This window comes from Hydrogenophaga sp. RAC07 (assembly GCF_001713375.1).
Taxonomy (GTDB): domain Bacteria; phylum Pseudomonadota; class Gammaproteobacteria; order Burkholderiales; family Burkholderiaceae_C; genus Hydrogenophaga.
This window is the reverse complement of sequence record NZ_CP016449.1, coordinates 3,932,109-3,947,222: the sequence shown is the minus strand read 5'-3', so window position 1 is coordinate 3,947,222 and position 15,114 is coordinate 3,932,109. Positions and strand designations below refer to the sequence as shown.

General features: G+C 64.6%; 18 protein-coding genes and 4 tRNA genes. 20 read left to right on the top strand and 2 right to left on the bottom strand.

The features are described from left to right. On the bottom strand, positions 1 to 396 hold the full coding sequence (gene apaG / locus BSY239_RS18360; protein ID WP_069048060.1) for a Co2+/Mg2+ efflux protein ApaG: 396 nt from the start codon (positions 394 to 396) through the stop codon (positions 1 to 3). An 89-nt stretch (positions 397 to 485) separates the two neighbouring features. Here apaG and rpe point away from each other — a divergent pair, with 89 nt between their 5' ends. Both rpe and BSY239_RS18350 read left to right on the top strand, forming a co-directional pair. Continuing rightward, entirely contained in the window at positions 486 to 1,175 is a 690-nt protein-coding gene (gene rpe / locus BSY239_RS18355; protein WP_069048059.1) for a ribulose-phosphate 3-epimerase, read from the top strand. Between the two features lie 122 nt (positions 1,176 to 1,297). Then, positions 1,298 to 1,924 carry an HAD-IA family hydrolase gene (locus BSY239_RS18350; RefSeq protein ID WP_236944101.1) on the top strand — a complete coding sequence of 209 codons (627 nt, stop codon included), beginning with the start codon at positions 1,298 to 1,300 and terminating at the stop codon, positions 1,922 to 1,924. Between the two features lie 3 nt (positions 1,925 to 1,927). On the opposite strand, the gene BSY239_RS18345 is transcribed toward BSY239_RS18350, so the two are convergent. Continuing rightward, positions 1,928 to 2,536, bottom strand: a complete 609-nt coding sequence (locus BSY239_RS18345; RefSeq protein ID WP_069048057.1) for a chalcone isomerase family protein — start codon at positions 2,534 to 2,536, stop codon at positions 1,928 to 1,930. 397 nt (positions 2,537 to 2,933) lie between these two features. Between BSY239_RS18345 and trpE the strand changes: the two genes are divergently transcribed. The 18 genes from trpE to rplL all read left to right on the top strand — a co-directional run bounded on the left by trpE (position 2,934) and on the right by rplL (position 14,897). Beyond that, positions 2,934 to 4,433, top strand: coding sequence for an anthranilate synthase component I (gene trpE / locus BSY239_RS18340; RefSeq protein WP_069048056.1), 1,500 nt, complete (start codon positions 2,934 to 2,936; stop codon positions 4,431 to 4,433). Positions 4,434 to 4,447: 14 nt separating this feature from the next. Beyond that, a complete protein-coding gene (locus BSY239_RS18335; protein ID WP_069049081.1) occupies positions 4,448 to 5,032 on the top strand; it encodes an anthranilate synthase component II in 585 nt (194 codons plus the stop codon). Between the two features lie 80 nt (positions 5,033 to 5,112). Beyond that, complete coding sequence (locus BSY239_RS18330; RefSeq protein WP_069048055.1) at positions 5,113 to 6,267, top strand: GntG family PLP-dependent aldolase; 1,155 nt, start codon at positions 5,113 to 5,115, stop codon at positions 6,265 to 6,267. A gap of 16 nt (positions 6,268 to 6,283) precedes the next feature. After that, a complete protein-coding gene (locus tag BSY239_RS18325) occupies positions 6,284 to 6,922 on the top strand; it encodes a LysE family translocator (protein WP_069048054.1) in 639 nt (212 codons plus the stop codon). Positions 6,923 to 6,944: 22 nt separating this feature from the next. After that, positions 6,945 to 7,988, top strand: a complete 1,044-nt coding sequence (trpD, locus tag BSY239_RS18320; protein WP_069048053.1) for an anthranilate phosphoribosyltransferase — start codon at positions 6,945 to 6,947, stop codon at positions 7,986 to 7,988. Between the two features lie 14 nt (positions 7,989 to 8,002). Then, complete coding sequence (gene trpC, locus BSY239_RS18315) at positions 8,003 to 8,803, top strand: indole-3-glycerol phosphate synthase TrpC (protein WP_069048052.1); 801 nt, start codon at positions 8,003 to 8,005, stop codon at positions 8,801 to 8,803. A gap of 4 nt (positions 8,804 to 8,807) precedes the next feature. Then, complete coding sequence (locus BSY239_RS18310) at positions 8,808 to 9,476, top strand: uracil-DNA glycosylase (RefSeq protein ID WP_069048051.1); 669 nt, start codon at positions 8,808 to 8,810, stop codon at positions 9,474 to 9,476. Positions 9,477 to 9,542: 66 nt separating this feature from the next. Next, positions 9,543 to 9,628, top strand: a tRNA-Tyr gene (locus BSY239_RS18305). 90 nt (positions 9,629 to 9,718) lie between these two features. Then, positions 9,719 to 9,792: transfer RNA gene (locus BSY239_RS18300), tRNA-Gly, on the top strand. A 69-nt stretch (positions 9,793 to 9,861) separates the two neighbouring features. Next, positions 9,862 to 9,936, top strand: a tRNA-Thr gene (locus tag BSY239_RS18295). A gap of 67 nt (positions 9,937 to 10,003) precedes the next feature. Further along, positions 10,004 to 11,194, top strand: a complete 1,191-nt coding sequence (gene tuf, locus BSY239_RS18290; protein ID WP_069048050.1) for an elongation factor Tu — start codon at positions 10,004 to 10,006, stop codon at positions 11,192 to 11,194. An 80-nt stretch (positions 11,195 to 11,274) separates the two neighbouring features. Continuing rightward, positions 11,275 to 11,350: transfer RNA gene (locus tag BSY239_RS18285), tRNA-Trp, on the top strand. Between the two features lie 142 nt (positions 11,351 to 11,492). After that, complete coding sequence (gene secE / locus BSY239_RS18280) at positions 11,493 to 11,876, top strand: preprotein translocase subunit SecE (RefSeq protein ID WP_069048049.1); 384 nt, start codon at positions 11,493 to 11,495, stop codon at positions 11,874 to 11,876. Further along, complete coding sequence (gene nusG / locus BSY239_RS18275) at positions 11,877 to 12,452, top strand: transcription termination/antitermination protein NusG (protein ID WP_056267420.1); 576 nt, start codon at positions 11,877 to 11,879, stop codon at positions 12,450 to 12,452. Between the two features lie 115 nt (positions 12,453 to 12,567). After that, entirely contained in the window at positions 12,568 to 12,999 is a 432-nt protein-coding gene (rplK, locus tag BSY239_RS18270) for a 50S ribosomal protein L11 (protein ID WP_056267423.1), read from the top strand. After that, positions 13,000 to 13,695, top strand: coding sequence for a 50S ribosomal protein L1 (rplA, locus tag BSY239_RS18265; protein ID WP_069048048.1), 696 nt, complete (start codon positions 13,000 to 13,002; stop codon positions 13,693 to 13,695). A gap of 257 nt (positions 13,696 to 13,952) precedes the next feature. Further along, complete coding sequence (rplJ, locus tag BSY239_RS18260) at positions 13,953 to 14,480, top strand: 50S ribosomal protein L10 (RefSeq protein WP_069048047.1); 528 nt, start codon at positions 13,953 to 13,955, stop codon at positions 14,478 to 14,480. Positions 14,481 to 14,522: 42 nt separating this feature from the next. Then, on the top strand, positions 14,523 to 14,897 hold the full coding sequence (gene rplL / locus BSY239_RS18255) for a 50S ribosomal protein L7/L12 (protein WP_056267435.1): 375 nt from the start codon (positions 14,523 to 14,525) through the stop codon (positions 14,895 to 14,897). Positions 14,898 to 15,114 lie beyond the last annotated feature (217 nt).

The window sequence follows — 15,114 nt, the reverse complement described above, 5'->3', positions numbered from 1 at the left end:
TCAGTGCAGCACCCGCGATGGCGTGTCACCCGCGCCGCTGGCGCGCAAGGCAAACGCGGGCACCACGGCCTCGAAACGCTCGCCGTCTTCGGCCACACAGAAAAAGCTGCCACGCATGCTGCCCGTGGGTGTTTTCAGGCGGGTGCCGCTGGTGTACTGAAACGATTCACCCGGCCGCAGCAGCGGCTGGTGACCCACCACGCCCAGGCCCTTGACCTGCTCGGTGTGACCCTGCTCGTCATCGATGATCCAGTGCCGCGAGATCAGCTGCGCCGTGGCCTCACCGGTGTTGGTGATGGTGATGGTGTAGGCGAAGGCGTACTGGTCTTCTTCGGGGGAAGACTGCTCGCTGAGGTACTGGGGTTCGACCTCGCAGGTGAACAGGTATTTGGGCATGGCGAGGATGTTACCCCGGGCATGCACCGCGCCGTGAGGCCTGACAAAATGCACCCGACCACCCATTCACCTCTCACCACAGGTTGCCCATGTCCCAGAACTCCAGCGCCGCGTTCATCGCCCCATCCATCCTGTCCGCCGACTTCGCCCGCCTGGGCGACGAGGTGAAAAACGTCATCGCCGCCGGTGCCGACTGGATCCACTTCGACGTGATGGACAACCACTACGTGCCCAACCTGACCTTCGGGCCCATGGTCTGCCAGGCGCTCAAGCCGCACGCCAAAAAGCCCGATGGCACCCCGGTGCCGATCGACGTGCACCTGATGATCCAGCCGGTGGACGCGCTGGCCGGCGCCTTCATCGACGCCGGCGCCGACCTGGTGAGTTTCCACCCCGATGCGAGCGCCCACGTGCACCGCAGCGTGCAGGCCATCAAGGCCAAGGGCGCCAAGGCCGGCCTCACCTTCAACCCGGGCCAGCCGCTGGATGTGCTGGACTGGCTGATCGACGACATCGACCTGATCCTGATCATGAGCGTCAACCCCGGCTTCGGCGGCCAGAGCTTCATCGACTCCGCGCTGCGCAAGATCGAGGACGCGCGCAAGCGCATCGAGGCCAGCGGACGGGACATCCGCCTGGAGGTGGACGGCGGCATCAAGCCCGACAACATCCGCCGCGTGGCCGACGCCGGCGCCGACACCTTTGTGGCCGGCAGCGCGATCTTCGGCAAGCCGGATTACAAGGCGGTCATTGACCAGATGCGGGCTGCGCTCGCGTGATGTTTTTTGCCGAAGCAAGACCGGGCGCCGTGCCGCTCCCAAGCCCGGTCAGCCCCCTCGGGGGGCAGCGACCCGCGCAGCGGTGGAGCGTGGGGGCGGTGATCGTCGATCTTGACGGGACGATGGTCGACACCCTGGGCGACTTCGATGTTGCGTTGAACGAAACCTTGAAGGCGCTGGGCCGACCCGGCGTCACCCGCGCCGACATCGAACGCATGGTGGGCAAGGGCTCGGCGCACCTGATCCGATCAGCGCTGCTGCACGGCGGGTTGCAGGCCGATGACGCAGCAGCGTTGCAGGGCGATGCCTGGACGCGCTACCAGGCGAACTACCTCGCGATCAACGGCGCGCACAGCGCGGTGTACCCCGGCGTCATCGAAGGTCTCACGGCGCTGCGCGAGCGCGGCCTGCCGCTGGCCTGCCTGACCAACAAGCCCCACGCCTTCGCCGTGCAGTTGCTGAAAGCCAAAGGCCTGCTGGGCTTTTTTGCACACGTGTTCGGTGGCGACAGCTTCGAGCGCACCAAACCCGACCCGCTGCCGCTGCTCAAGACCTGCGAGGCGCTGGGCACCGCGCCAGCGAACACGCTGATGGTGGGCGACTCGCAGAACGACGGCATCGCCGCGCGCGCGGCGGGCTGCCCGGTGGTGCTGGTGACCTATGGGTACAACCATGGCGATCCGATCGCGCAGGCGCCGCACGACCGGCTGATCGGATCGCTGGCCGAGCTGACCCCTGGGGTGTCCTGACTGTCAGGGTTTTGCTTTGCCCAGCAAAGCGTCTTTCAGCTGCCAGTCCGCCGGCTTGGGCCCCAGCCAGATGCGCATCAGCGCGTTGAAGAACTCGGGTTCCTTGAACGGCTCGCCTTCGACCTTGCCCTTGATCGTCAGCACCGTGCCGGTGCCGGGGACCCAGTCGATCAGGAAGGTGTCGCCCGCGACCAGCTTCTTGTGGTCGCTGAACACCTGGCTCATGCGCAGCACGCCGGGGATGAGCTTGGAAAAGGCGGCGCGGTCCATGTTGTCTTCCATGCCGCGCGAGAACAGCTTGCCGAGTTCGGCCGAATCGATGTCGCGCAACATGGTGATGGTCATGCGCCGCGGGCCGGTGGCGGTCAGCACGGCTTCGGGTGTCTCGGCTTTCTGGCCAAGGTAGAGGCCGGCGGTGTAGACCTTGAACACCGCCTTGTAGCGGATGCCCGCGCCATTGAGCAGCAGGGGCTGTCCGGCCACGGTGACGCGGTCTTCGAGTTTGACGCCGCTGAGGTCCACCGTGGCGGCCTGACCGAGCGCCGGCACGAGCAGGGCGGCGCACAGGGCAACCGACCCCACAAGGGAAGGGGAAAAGAGCTTGTGTTTCATGGGACTCCGGGTCGGAAAAAAAGAACAGCCGTTCTATTTTTCCGATTGTCCCTGCGGGTCGACCCCGCCCTCACAGGGTTTAGCCGTAAAACCAAAGCATGTCGGCGTGACCCACGACACGCAACAACCCCTTTGCTACACTCCGGCCACCATGTTCAACCCATGCACAACCCCTTCAGGTGTTCTGCCGAGCCGCAACGGCCGGGGAGCCTGGCCCTGGCGCAAGCCAGCGTAAACGTGCACTCCCCCCGGGGTTGGCACAGCGACCACCGGGCCCCGGGCCCGCCGCTGTCTCACCCCACCCAAGCCCGGCAGCACCCCTGACCGGATGGCATGGAACCCAGCGCCCCGCCCGAAGTGTCGATGACCCGACGCGTGGCCGATGGAAAGAACGAACATGATCACGGAACTGGAATTCAAGAGCCTGGCGCAGCAGGGCTTCAACCGCATACCGCTGATGGCCGAGGCCTTCGCGGATCTCGAAACCCCGCTCTCGCTGTACCTCAAGCTCGCGCATGGTCGCGGCGACGGCAAGCACAGCTTCTTGCTCGAATCGGTGGTGGGCGGTGAGCGCTTCGGGCGCTACAGCTTCATCGGCCTGCCCGCGCGCACCCTGCTGCGCGCCACCGGCTTCGGCGCCGAGGCCAAAACCGAGGTGGTGCGCGACGGGGTGGTGGTGGAGACGAACCACGGCAACCCGCTGGACTTCATCGCGGCCTACCAGCAGCGCTTCAAGGTCGCGCTGCGCCCGGGCCTGCCGCGTTTCTGCGGTGGCCTGGCCGGCTACTTCGGCTACGACGCGGTGCGCCACATCGAGAAGAAGCTCGAAAAGTCGTGCCCGCCCGACACCCTGGGCTGCCCCGACATCCTCTTGCTGCAATGCGAAGAGCTCGCGGTGATCGACAACCTCTCGGGCAAGCTGTATTTGATCGTCTATGCCGACCCGGCTCAGCCCGAGGCCTACGCCAACGGCAAGAAGCGCCTGCGTGAACTGCGCGAGGCACTCAAGTACTCGGTGAGCGCGCCGGTCGTCAAGCCCAGCCAGGGCTACCCGGCCGAGCGCGACTTCGCCAAGGCCGATTACCTCAAGGCCGTGGACCGCGCCAAGGAGTTGATCGCCGCCGGCGACTTCATGCAGGTGCAGGTGGGCCAGCGCATCAAGAAGCGCTACACCGAGTCGCCGCTGAGCCTGTACCGCGCCCTGCGCTCGCTCAACCCCTCGCCCTACATGTACTACTACCACTTCGGGGATTTCCACGTGGTGGGGGCGTCGCCCGAGATTCTGGTGCGCCAGGAGAACACGGCCGAGGGCACCAAGGTGACGATCCGCCCGCTGGCCGGCACCCGCCCGCGCGGTGCCACGCCCGAGCAGGACAAGGCGACCGAGACCGAGCTGATCAACGACCCGAAGGAGCGCGCGGAACACGTGATGCTGATCGACCTGGCGCGCAACGACATCGGTCGCATCGCGAAGATCGGCACCGTCCAGGTGACCGAGGCGTTTGCGGTGGAGCGCTACAGCCACGTGATGCACATCGTGAGCAACGTCGAGGGCATGCTGGTGGACGGCATGACCAGCATGGACGTGCTGAAAGCCACCTTCCCGGCCGGCACGCTCACCGGCGCGCCCAAGGTGCACGCCATGGAGCTGATCGACCAGCTGGAGCCGACCAAGCGCGGCATCTACGGCGGCGCCTGCGGTTACCTCAGCTATGCGGGCGACATGGACGTGGCGATCGCGATCCGCACCGGCATCATCAAGGACCAGACGCTGTACGTGCAGGCCGCGGCCGGCGTGGTGGCCGATTCGGTGCCCGAGATGGAATGGAGAGAGACGGAACACAAGGCGCGGGCCTTGTTGCGCGCGGCCGAACTGGTGGAGGAGGGTCTGGAATGAGCTCGAACAAACCAATCCAGGTTTTGATGGTGGACAACTACGACTCGTTCACCTTCAACATCGTGCAGTACCTCGGTGAGTTGGGGGCCGAGGTGACCGTGGTGCGCAACGACGAGATCACGGTGGACGACATCGACCAACGACTGGCGGCCGGAAAGGTCGATCGCCTGGTGATTTCACCCGGCCCGTGCTCACCCGCCGAAGCCGGCATCTCGGTCGCGGCGATCCAGCACTTTGCCGGCAAGCTGCCCATCCTGGGTGTGTGCCTGGGTCATCAGGCCATCGGCGCCGCGCTGGGCGGCACGGTGGTGCGCGCGCAGGAACTCATGCACGGCAAGACCAGCGTCATCACCACCACGCAGCAAGGCGTTTTCTCGGGATTGCCGCAACAGTTCACGGTGAACCGCTACCACTCGCTGGCGATCCGCCGCAGCGATTGCCCGCCCGACCTGGAGGTGACCGCCTGGACCGACGACGGCGAGATCATGGGCGTGAAGCACAAGACGCTCGCCATCGAAGGCGTGCAGTTCCACCCCGAGAGCATCCTCACCGAACATGGGCACGCGATGCTCAAGAACTTTCTGGAGCAAAGACCATGAACCCCCACGTTCCACCGCTGCGCGGGTCACTGCCCCCCGAGGGGGCTGATCCGGCTTGGGGCGGCCCGGCGCCGGATCGCATGAAAACCGTTGATCTCAGAAGCGATACCGTCACGCAACCCACGCCCGCCATGCGCGAAGCCATGATGGCCGCGCCCCTGGGCGACGACGTGTTCGGCGACGACCCGTCGGTCAATGCGCTGCAGGAAAAAATCGCAGCCCTGACGGGCAAGGAAGCCGCGCTCTTCATGGCCAGCGGCACGCAGAGCAACCTGTGCGCGATGCTGGCGCACTGCGAGCGTGGCGACGAATACATCGTGGGCCAGAACGCCCACACCTACCGCTATGAAGGTGGCGGCGCGGCCGTGCTGGGCAGCATCCAGCCGCAGCCGCTGGCGCAAAACGCCACCGGGCAGATGCAGCTGGCCGACATCGCCGCCGCCATCAAACCCGACGATCCACACTTCGCACGCACGCGCCTGCTCTGCCTGGAAAACACCTGGAACGGCCACCCCATGCCGGCCGAGTACCTGGACCAGGCGACCGCGCTGGCGCGCGAGCACGGCCTGGCGGTGCACCTGGACGGCGCACGCGTGTTCAACGCCGCGGTGGCGGCTGGGGGTGATCCCCGCCTCGGCGCCGGACCGATCCAAGCCGAGGCCGCCCCCTCGGGGGGCAGCGACTCACACGCAGTGGGGGAGCGTGGGGGCGATCCATACACCGCTTTGCGCGGCATCGTGGACCGCTTCGACAGCGTCTCGGTCTGCTTCAGCAAAGGCCTCGGCGCGCCCGTGGGATCAGCCTTGTGTGGCTCCAAAGACCTGATCCGCCGCGCGCTGCGCTGGCGCAAGATGCTCGGCGGCGGCTTGCGCCAGTCGGGCCTGCTCGCAGCGGCCGCACACCACGCACTGGACCACCACATCCACCGCCTGGCCGACGACCACGCGCTCGCGCAGCGCCTGGCGCAAGGGCTGACCGGCATCGATGGCCTGGCTGTGCGCTCGGCGCAAACCAACATCGTGTTCGTCGATGTGGCGAACGGGCGCGGCCCCGACCTGCTGGCGCACCTCGCGCGCGACGGTGTGCTGGCCACCGGCCTGATCGGCCTGCGCTTCGTGACCCACCTCGACGTAGATGCGGCAGGCATCGACCGCGCCATTGCCAGCACCCGTGCGTTCTTTGCGCAGGGCGCCACAGTCGCCAGCACCCGGCCCGTCGGCTCCGCCGTCTACTGAGCGCAGGCGCCCGGTCATGCCCGATCTGCCGCAACTCCTGCTGTTCATCGCGGCCGGCTGGCTGCTCAACCTCACGCCGGGGCCGGACGTGCTCTGCATCGTGACCCACGCATTGAAGAGCGGCGTGCGGGCCGGCATCGCGGCCGCGCTGGGCATCGTCAGCGGTTGCTTTGTGCACGTGTTCGCCGCCGCCGTCGGCGTGAGCGCGCTGCTGGCGACCTCAGCCACCGCGTTCACCGTGCTCAAGTGGATCGGTGCGGCCTACCTGCTGTGGATGGGCATTCGTTTGCTGATGTCGAAATCCACGCCGCTGGATTTGAATGCGGGCACCGCAGAGGTGAACCTGTGGCGCGTGTACCGCCGCGGTTTCCTCACCAACGTGCTCAACCCCAAGGTGGCGATTTTTTTCCTCGCGTTCGTACCGCAGTTCATCGCGCCCGAATCGCCCAACAAGGCGCTGGTGTTTTTGCTGCTGGGGTTGATCTTCAGCCTCAACTCGCTGCCCATCAACGTCGGCTATGCCTGGCTTGCCGCCTGGGCCGCGCGCCGCGTGCAGACGGTGCAGCGCGCCATGCACTGGCTCGACCGCGCCGCCGGCCTGCTCTTCATGGGCTTCGGTCTGCGCCTGGCCTTCACCGACAATCCCGCCCAGTAAACAAGAAGCTTTGGAGACACGCATGCCGAACAGCCACAAGATCACGCCACAAGAGGCGCTGCAGCGCACCATCGAGCACCGCGAGATCTTTCACGACGAGATGCTGCACCTCATGCGCCTGATCATGAGCGGCGAAATGTCGCCCGTGATGATGGCCGCCTTCATCACCGGCCTGCGCGTGAAGAAGGAAACCATCGGCGAGATCACCGCCGCCGCGCAGGTGATGCGCGAGTTTTCCACCAAGGTGCATGTGGCCGACAAGACGCACCTGGTCGACATCGTGGGCACCGGCGGCGACGGCTCGCACACCTTCAACATCTCCACCTGCTCGATGTTCGTGGCGGCCGCGGCCGGCGCCCGCGTGAGCAAACACGGCGGGCGCAGCGTCTCCAGCAAGAGCGGCAGCGCCGACGTGCTGGAAAGCCTGGGCGTGAACATCAACCTGCCGCCCGAGGCCATCGCGCGTTGCATCGAACAGGTCGGCGTGGGCTTCATGTTCGCGCCCAACCACCACCCGGCCATGAAAAACGTCGCCCCGGTGCGGCGCGAACTCGGCATCAAGACCATCTTCAACATCCTCGGCCCGCTGACCAACCCGGCCTCGGCGCCCAACATCCTCATGGGCGTCTTCCACCCCGACTTGGTGGGTATCCAGGTGCGCGCGCTGCAGCGCCTGGGCGCCGAACACGCGGTGGTGGTGTACGGCCGCGACGGCATGGACGAAGTCTCGCTCGGCGCGGCCACGCTGGTGGGCGAACTCAAGAACGGCGAGATCACCGAGTACGAAATCCACCCCGAAGATTTCGGCATGACCATGGCCAGCAGCCGCGCGCTGCGTGTGGAAACGCCCGAGGCCTCGCGCCAGATGCTCATGGGCGTGCTGGAAGGCCGCGACGACCCGACCTTCAAGGCCGCCAGCGAGATCGTGGCGCTCAACGCCGGCGTGGCGCTGTACGCGGCCAACGTGGTCGCCGACATGGGCGCAGGTATCGCACTCGCGCGGCGCACGCTGGCCTCCGGCGCGGCCCTGGCCAAACTCGAACAACTCAAGGCCTTCGCGGCCTGACCTGGAGCACTGCCATGAGCGACATCCTGCAAAAGATCGTGACCGTCAAGCACGAAGAAATCGCCGCCGCCCAGCGCAAGAAGCCGCTCGACGTGGTGCGCTTCGACGCCGAGAGCCGCGTGCTCACGCGCGACTTCGAAGGCGCGTTGCGTCGCAAGATCGCCGCCGGCCAGGCCGCGGTGATCGCCGAGGTCAAGAAGGCCAGCCCGAGCAAGGGCGTGCTGCGCGAAGACTTCGTCCCGGCCGACATTGCCCAGAGCTATGCCGAGGGCGACGGCACAGTGAGCGCGGCCTGCCTCTCGGTGTTGACCGACAAGCAGTTTTTTCAAGGCAGCACCGACTATTTGAAACAGGCCCGCGCGAGCTGCGACCTGCCCGTGCTGCGCAAGGATTTCATGGTGGACCCGTACCAGGTCTACGAGGCCCGTGCCATGGGTGCCGACGCCATCCTGCTGATCGCCGCCTGCCTGGACAACGCGCAGATGGCCGATCTCGAAGCGCTGGCGTTGAGCCTGAACATGGCGGTGCTGGTGGAGGTGCACGACCGCGCCGAACTGCAGCGCGCGCTCAAGCTCAAGACGCCGCTGATCGGCATCAACAACCGCAATCTCCGCACCTTCGAGGTCACGCTGCAGACCACGCTGGACCTGATGGCCGAGGTGCCTGCCGGGCGCCTGCTGATCACCGAGTCCGGCATCCTCGGTCGCGAAGACGTGCAGACCATGCGGACGGCCGGCGTGCACGCCTTCCTGGTGGGTGAGGCCTTCATGCGCGCGCCCGAGCCGGGTCTGGCGCTGGCCGAGCTGTTCGCCTGAACGCATGTCCGGGCTGGACACGTTGGGCTGGGCCGACCTGACCGCGACTTTCTGGTCGTCCGCTGAAGGTTCCGCGCTGGCTTCGTTTCTGGAGGCCCGGCGCGCGCAGGGCGCCACCATCTACCCGCCAGAGCCCCTGCGGGCCCTGCAACTCACCCCGCCCGGCCAGGTTCGGGTCGTCGTGCTGGGGCAGGACCCCTACCACGGCCCCGGTCAGGCCGAGGGCTTGGCGTTCTCGGTGGCGCCCGGCGTGAAGCCACCGCCCAGCCTGCGCAACATCTTCCAGGAACTGCAGCGCGATCTGGGTCTTCCCCTGCCTTCCAGTGGCTCCCTGGTGCGCTGGGCCCAGCAGGGGGTGTTGCTGCTCAACACCTGCCTGACGGTGGAGGACGGCCAGCCCGCCAGCCACGCCGGGCGGGGCTGGGAGGTGTTGACCGACAGGCTCATCGAGCGCTGCAGCGCCTCGGGCCAGCCCAAGGTTTTCCTGCTCTGGGGTGCGCATGCCCAGAAAAAGGCGGCCCTGATCGACTCAGGGCGGCACCTGCTGCTGTTCGCCAACCACCCGTCGCCACTGTCGGCCCGCCGCGGCCCCTTGCCGTTCATCGGCTGCGGCCATTTCAGCCAGGCGAACGCCTGGTTGGTGGAGCAGGGCGCCCGGCCCGTGGCCTGGTGATGCACGGGCTTGCGTTGAGGCTGGTACACGGTCTTAAAACCATGGCATAATCGCGGGCTGCGCTATGGAGGGGTGGCCGAGTGGTTAAAGGCAGCAGACTGTAAATCTGCCCGCTTACGCGTACGCTGGTTCGAATCCAGCCTCCTCCACCAGCGATCGATGTGTGACATGCAAGCGATGGGACTTTGCGTCCGGCAGCTCTTGCCTTTGTGGGCGTGAGCCGTTTGGGCGGGGCGAATTTGGCGGGAGTAGTTCAATGGTAGAACCCCAGCCTTCCAAGCTGATGACGCGGGTTCGATTCCCGTCTCCCGCTCCATGTCCCGCTGGTAGTCGGTATTGAGTTGGTTTTGAATGTTCCAGGATGGTCGGCTTGCCGGCTTCCTTGGCCCTTGTGGCTCAGTGGTAGAGCACTCCCTTGGTAAGGGAGAGGTCGCGGGTCCGATTCCCGCCAAGGGCACCAGTTATTTGCAGATCTGCAGCCGCAGGTTTTTTGGTTGTTTCGGCAGTTTTGATTTGGAGCTGAAAAAATGGCAAAAGAGAAATTTGAGCGGACCAAGCCGCACGTCAACGTTGGCACCATTGGTCACGTTGACCACGGCAAGACCACGCTGACGGCGGCGATCACGACCGTGCTGGCGGCCAAGTTTGGCGGTGCCGCCAAGGCCTACGACCAGATCGACGCAGCGCCCGAAGAGAAGGCCCGCGGCATCACGATCAACACCGCGCACGTGGAATACGAAACGGCCAACCGCCACTACGCCCACGTGGACTGCCCCGGCCACGCCGACTATGTGAAGAACATGATCACCGGAGCCGCCCAGATGGACGGCGCCGTGCTGGTGTGCTCGGCCGCTGACGGCCCCATGCCCCAGACCCGCGAGCACATCCTGCTGGCCCGCCAGGTGGGCGTGCCTTACATCATCGTGTTCCTGAACAAGTGCGACATGGTCGACGACGCCGAGTTGCTCGAGCTGGTCGAGATGGAAGTGCGCGAGCTGCTGGACAAGTACGACTTCCCCGGCGACGCCACCCCCATCATCCACGGCTCGGCCAAGCTCGCCCTGGAAGGCGACAAGGGCCCGCTGGGCGAAGAAGCCATCATGAAGCTGGCCGATGCGCTGGACACCTACATCCCCACGCCCGACCGTGCCGTTGACGGCGCGTTCCTGATGCCCGTGGAAGACGTGTTCTCCATCTCGGGCCGCGGCACCGTGGTGACCGGCCGTATCGAGCGCGGTATCGTCAAGGTCGGCGAAGAGATCGAGATCGTCGGTATCTCCGACACCCAGAAGACCACCTGCACCGGCGTGGAAATGTTCCGCAAGCTGCTGGACCAGGGCCAGGCTGGCGACAACGTCGGTATCCTGCTGCGCGGCACCAAGCGCGAAGACGTGCAGCGCGGCCAGGTGCTGTGCAAGCCCGGCTCGATCAAGCCGCACACGCACTTCACCGGCGAGATCTACGTGCTGTCCAAAGACGAAGGTGGCCGTCACACGCCGTTCTTCAACAACTACCGCCCGCAGTTCTACTTCCGCACGACCGACGTGACCGGCTCGATCGAGCTGCCCGAAGGCAAGGAAATGGTCATGCCCGGTGACAACGTGTCGATCACGGTCAAGCTGATCAACCCCATCGCCATGGAAGAAGGCCTGCGCTTCGCCATCCGCGAAGGCGGTCGTACCGTTGGCGCCGGCGTCGTTGCCAAAATCATCGCGTAAGGACTTTGAGGGTCGGGCCACTCGCTTGAGCGTGTGCCCTGGTCCCAACCGATTTAAGCGCCCTCAGGGGCACCGCCAGTAGGGGTATAGCTCAATTGGCAGAGCGTCGGTCTCCAAAACCGAAGGTTGTAGGTTCGATTCCTACTGCCCCTGCCACCCAACAGGGAAACCCGGAAACTGATCCGGTCTGTTGAGTGGTTGACAAGCCCACCGAAGTCGACAAGACCTCTGGTGGGCTTGCGTGTCTCAAGCTTTCGGGTTTTGAGCGCGTTTTTTGATAAGTTTTGTCTGGATTTTCATGGCCACCTCCGAAGTACAAACCGTCCACACCGGCGCCGACAAGGCCAAGCTGGCGGCTGCCATCGTGCTGCTGTTGGGCTCGTTTGTCGCCTTCTACCTGCTGTCTTCCCGCGGTGCCCTGGTGCAGTGGGGTGCGTTGCTGGTGCTGATGGGTGCTGCCGTGGTGGTGTTTGTTGTGTCCGAATCGGGCAAGCAGCTGGTGGCTTTTGGCCGCGATTCCTGGCGCGAAGTGAAAAAGGTTGTCTGGCCCGCCCGCAAGGAAGCGATCCAGATGACGGCTTACGTGTTCGCCTTCGTGCTGGTGATGTCGCTCTTTCTGTGGCTCACCGACAAGACGGTCGAATGGCTGTTCTACGACCTGATTCTGGGCTGGAGAAAATAAATGACCGAGCAAAACAGTCCCGTGACCGACGGTGTGGCCGCTGAAGGCATGCGCTGGTACGTCGTCCACGCCTACTCGGGCATGGAAAAGGCCGCCGAGCGCAACATCGTCGAGCGCATCAACCGCGCCGGCATGCAGGACAAGTTCGGCCGCATCCTCGTGCCCACCGAAGAGGTGGTCGAGATGAAAAACGGCCAGCGCCGCACCACCGAACGCAAGTTCTTCCCTGGCTATGTGCTGGTGGAAATGGTGATGGACGACGACACCTGGCACCTGGTCAAGCACACCAACAAGGTCACCGGCTTCGTGGGTGGTGCGAAGAACCGCCCAGCCCCGATCTCCGAGGAAGACGTTCAGAAGATCGTCAACCAGATGCAGGAAGGCACCGACAAGCCCCGCCACAAGGTGGAGTTCGTGGTTGGTGAGTACGTGCGCGTGAAGGAAGGCCCCTTCACCGACTTCAACGGCACGGTGGAAGAAGTCAACTACGAGAAGAACAAGATGCGCGTGTCGGTGACCATTTTCGGTCGCGCCACACCGGTCGAACTCGAATTCAGCCAGGTCGAAAAAACCTGACAGTTCCAGGTGCTGGCGGGTCGGCCCGACGCCAGTGCTGTTGAAGTTTTCCGGGTCCCCAACCGCGAGGAGGTTGTCCACTGTGGCAGCCGTCTGCACTCGCAGGAGCTAAAAAATGGCGAAAAAAATCGTCGGCTTCGTCAAGCTGCAAGTCCCAGCTGGCAAGGCCAACCCTTCCCCTCCGATCGGCCCGGCACTGGGTCAGCGCGGCCTGAACATCATGGAGTTCTGCAAGGCGTTCAACGCCCAGACCCAGGGCGTTGAGCCAGGTCTGCCGCTGCCCGTGGTGATCACGGCGTACGCGGACAAGAGCTTCACCTTCATCATCAAGACGCCGCCGGCGACCACCTTGATCAAGAAGGCGATCAAGCTCGACAAGGGCTCTTCGGTGCCCAACAAGAACAAGGTCGGCAAGATCACGCGCGCACAGCTCGAAGAGATCGCCAAGACCAAGATGAAAGACATGACCGCCGCCGATGTGGACGCTGCCGTGCGCACCATCGCCGGTTCGGCCCGCTCGATGGGCGTGATTGTGGAGGGCGTGTAAATGGCCAAGCTGACCAAAAAACAGAAAGCCTTCGAAGGCAAGGTCGACAGCAACAAGCTGTACGCCCTGATCGAAGCCATCGCCATCATCAAGGAATGCGCGAACGCGAAGTTTGACGAATCCATCGACGTGGCCATCCAGCTCGGCGTGGACGCCAAGAAATCCGATCAGGTGGTGCGCGGCGCCGTCGTGATGCCCAACGGCACCGGCAAGACCAAGCGCGTGGCCGTGTTCGCCCAGGGTGCCAAGGCCGAAGAAGCCAAGGCCGCCGGTGCCGATATCGTGGGCATGGACGATCTGGCCGCCGACATCAAGGCCGGCAACATGAACTTCGACGTGGTGATCGCCTCGCCGGACGCCATGCGTGTCGTCGGTACCCTGGGTCAGATCCTGGGTCCGCGCGGTTTGATGCCCAACCCGAAGGTTGGCACCGTGACGCCCGACGTCGCGCAAGCCGTGCGCAATGCCAAAGCAGGTCAGGTCCAGTTCCGCGTCGACAAGGCCGGCATCGTGCACGGCACGATCGGTCGCCGTTCGTTCGAAGCCGACAAGCTCCAGGGCAACCTGGTGGCCCTGCTCGACGCGCTGACCAAAGCCAAGCCAGCGACCAGCAAGGGTGTGTACCTGCGCAAGGTGGCGGTGTCGTCGACCATGGGTGTCGGCGTTCGTGTTGACATGCAATCCATCTCGGCGTAATCGCAGAGAGAAGAATTCGGGTGACGCAGGTTGCCCGGGTGTGGTGGGCCCGGAGGCTGGTTGTGATGACCGGCTCCCGGGGCCATCCAAGACCGTTGGTGTCGGATCAAGTTCTTCGGAATGCGGTCCGACTTAATTGTGACAAGCCAACGCAGATGGCGATCCCGCTGCAGATGGAATCCGTTCCGAAACAGTTGATCGCTGCAATGAGGCGTGTCTCAGGTCGTTGGACCGAAGACACATTTAAGGAGTAGACCTTGAGTCTGAATCGCAGTGAGAAAGAAGCGGTCATTTCCGAAGTGACCAGCCTCGCCGCAAAAGCTCAAACGCTCGTGATGGCGGAATACCGTGGTATCACGGTCGCGAACATGGACAAACTGCGCGTCACAGCCCGCAGCAACGGTGTGAGCCTCAGTGTGTTGAAAAACACGCTGGCCCGCCGTGCGGTGGCTGGCAGCGCATTTGAAGTGGCCGCCGACCAGATGACCGGACCGCTCATCTATGGCTTCTCCGTCGACGCCGTGGCCGCCGCAAAAGTGGTGGCCGAGTTCGCGAAAACCAACGACAAGTTGGTCATTCGCGCCGGTGTGTATGGCGGCAAAGTCCTGGACGTCAATGGCGTGAAGCAGCTCGCAAGCATCCCTTCGAAAGAAGTGCTGCTGGCTCAGCTGTGTGGCTTGCTGATGTCGCCCATGTCGCGTACGGCCGTTGTGCTGGGCGCGCTGGCGGCGAAAAAAGGCGAAGGCGCTGCCCCCGTGGCAGCCGAAGAAGCGGCTGCTGCCTGATTGGCGCGCACCGTTCGTTCAACCAATTGTTAGGAAATCAAAATGGCATTCGATAAAGACGCATTTTTGACCGCGCTGGACAGCATGACGGTCATGGAACTCAACGACTTGGTGAAAGCCATCGAAGAGAAGTTTGGCGTGAGCGCAGCCGCCATGGCCGCCCCCGCAGCCGGTGGTGGCGGTGCTGCTGCTGTTGCTGAAGAGAAGACCGAATTCAACGTCGTGCTGCTCGAAGCCGGCGCCAACAAGGTCTCGGTCATCAAGGCCGTTCGCGAAATCACCGGTCTGGGCCTGAAAGAAGCCAAAGACCTGGTCGACGGCGCACCGAAGAACGTGAAAGAAGGCATTGCCAAGGCCGACGCCGACGCAGCCCTGAAGAAGCTGGTGGAAGCCGGCGCCAAGGCCGAGCTGAAGTAATTCGCTCGTTCCCCGAGGCTGGAGTGCTCGAAAGGGCCTCCAGCCTTCTGTGCTTTCAGAGCACACCCACAAGCCCGGTCGCCGACCCCGCTTTTGAGTGTCTTCTGACCCCGACTGCAGAAGACGACTTGGTTCGGGCCTGTGTGCAATGCACAGGCCGTCCGCCAATGGTTGGTAGAGGCCAGCCACCAAGAAAGCCACCAGGAATCCGTCCTCC

Bases quoted from the DNA above. Each gene is read 5' to 3' on its own strand.
- rplL (WP_056267435.1), top strand. From the start codon at position 14,523: ATGGCATTCGATAAAGACGCATTTTTGACCGCGCTGGACAGCATGACG.
- BSY239_RS18330 (WP_069048055.1), top strand. From the start codon at position 5,113: ATGAAAACCGTTGATCTCAGAAGCGATACCGTCACGCAACCCACGCCC.
- tuf (WP_069048050.1), top strand. From the start codon at position 10,004: ATGGCAAAAGAGAAATTTGAGCGGACCAAGCCGCACGTCAACGTTGGC.
- BSY239_RS18345 (WP_069048057.1), bottom strand. From the start codon at position 2,536: ATGAAACACAAGCTCTTTTCCCCTTCCCTTGTGGGGTCGGTTGCCCTG.
- BSY239_RS18310 (WP_069048051.1), top strand. From the start codon at position 8,808: ATGTCCGGGCTGGACACGTTGGGCTGGGCCGACCTGACCGCGACTTTC.
- BSY239_RS18350 (WP_236944101.1), top strand. From the start codon at position 1,298: ATGGTCGACACCCTGGGCGACTTCGATGTTGCGTTGAACGAAACCTTG.
- BSY239_RS18325 (WP_069048054.1), top strand. From the start codon at position 6,284: ATGCCCGATCTGCCGCAACTCCTGCTGTTCATCGCGGCCGGCTGGCTG.
- rpe (WP_069048059.1), top strand. From the start codon at position 486: ATGTCCCAGAACTCCAGCGCCGCGTTCATCGCCCCATCCATCCTGTCC.
- trpE (WP_069048056.1), top strand. From the start codon at position 2,934: ATGATCACGGAACTGGAATTCAAGAGCCTGGCGCAGCAGGGCTTCAAC.
- rplK (WP_056267423.1), top strand. From the start codon at position 12,568: ATGGCGAAAAAAATCGTCGGCTTCGTCAAGCTGCAAGTCCCAGCTGGC.
- trpD (WP_069048053.1), top strand. From the start codon at position 6,945: ATGCCGAACAGCCACAAGATCACGCCACAAGAGGCGCTGCAGCGCACC.
- trpC (WP_069048052.1), top strand. From the start codon at position 8,003: ATGAGCGACATCCTGCAAAAGATCGTGACCGTCAAGCACGAAGAAATC.
- secE (WP_069048049.1), top strand. From the start codon at position 11,493: ATGGCCACCTCCGAAGTACAAACCGTCCACACCGGCGCCGACAAGGCC.
- nusG (WP_056267420.1), top strand. From the start codon at position 11,877: ATGACCGAGCAAAACAGTCCCGTGACCGACGGTGTGGCCGCTGAAGGC.
- apaG (WP_069048060.1), bottom strand. From the start codon at position 396: ATGCCCAAATACCTGTTCACCTGCGAGGTCGAACCCCAGTACCTCAGC.
- rplA (WP_069048048.1), top strand. From the start codon at position 13,000: ATGGCCAAGCTGACCAAAAAACAGAAAGCCTTCGAAGGCAAGGTCGAC.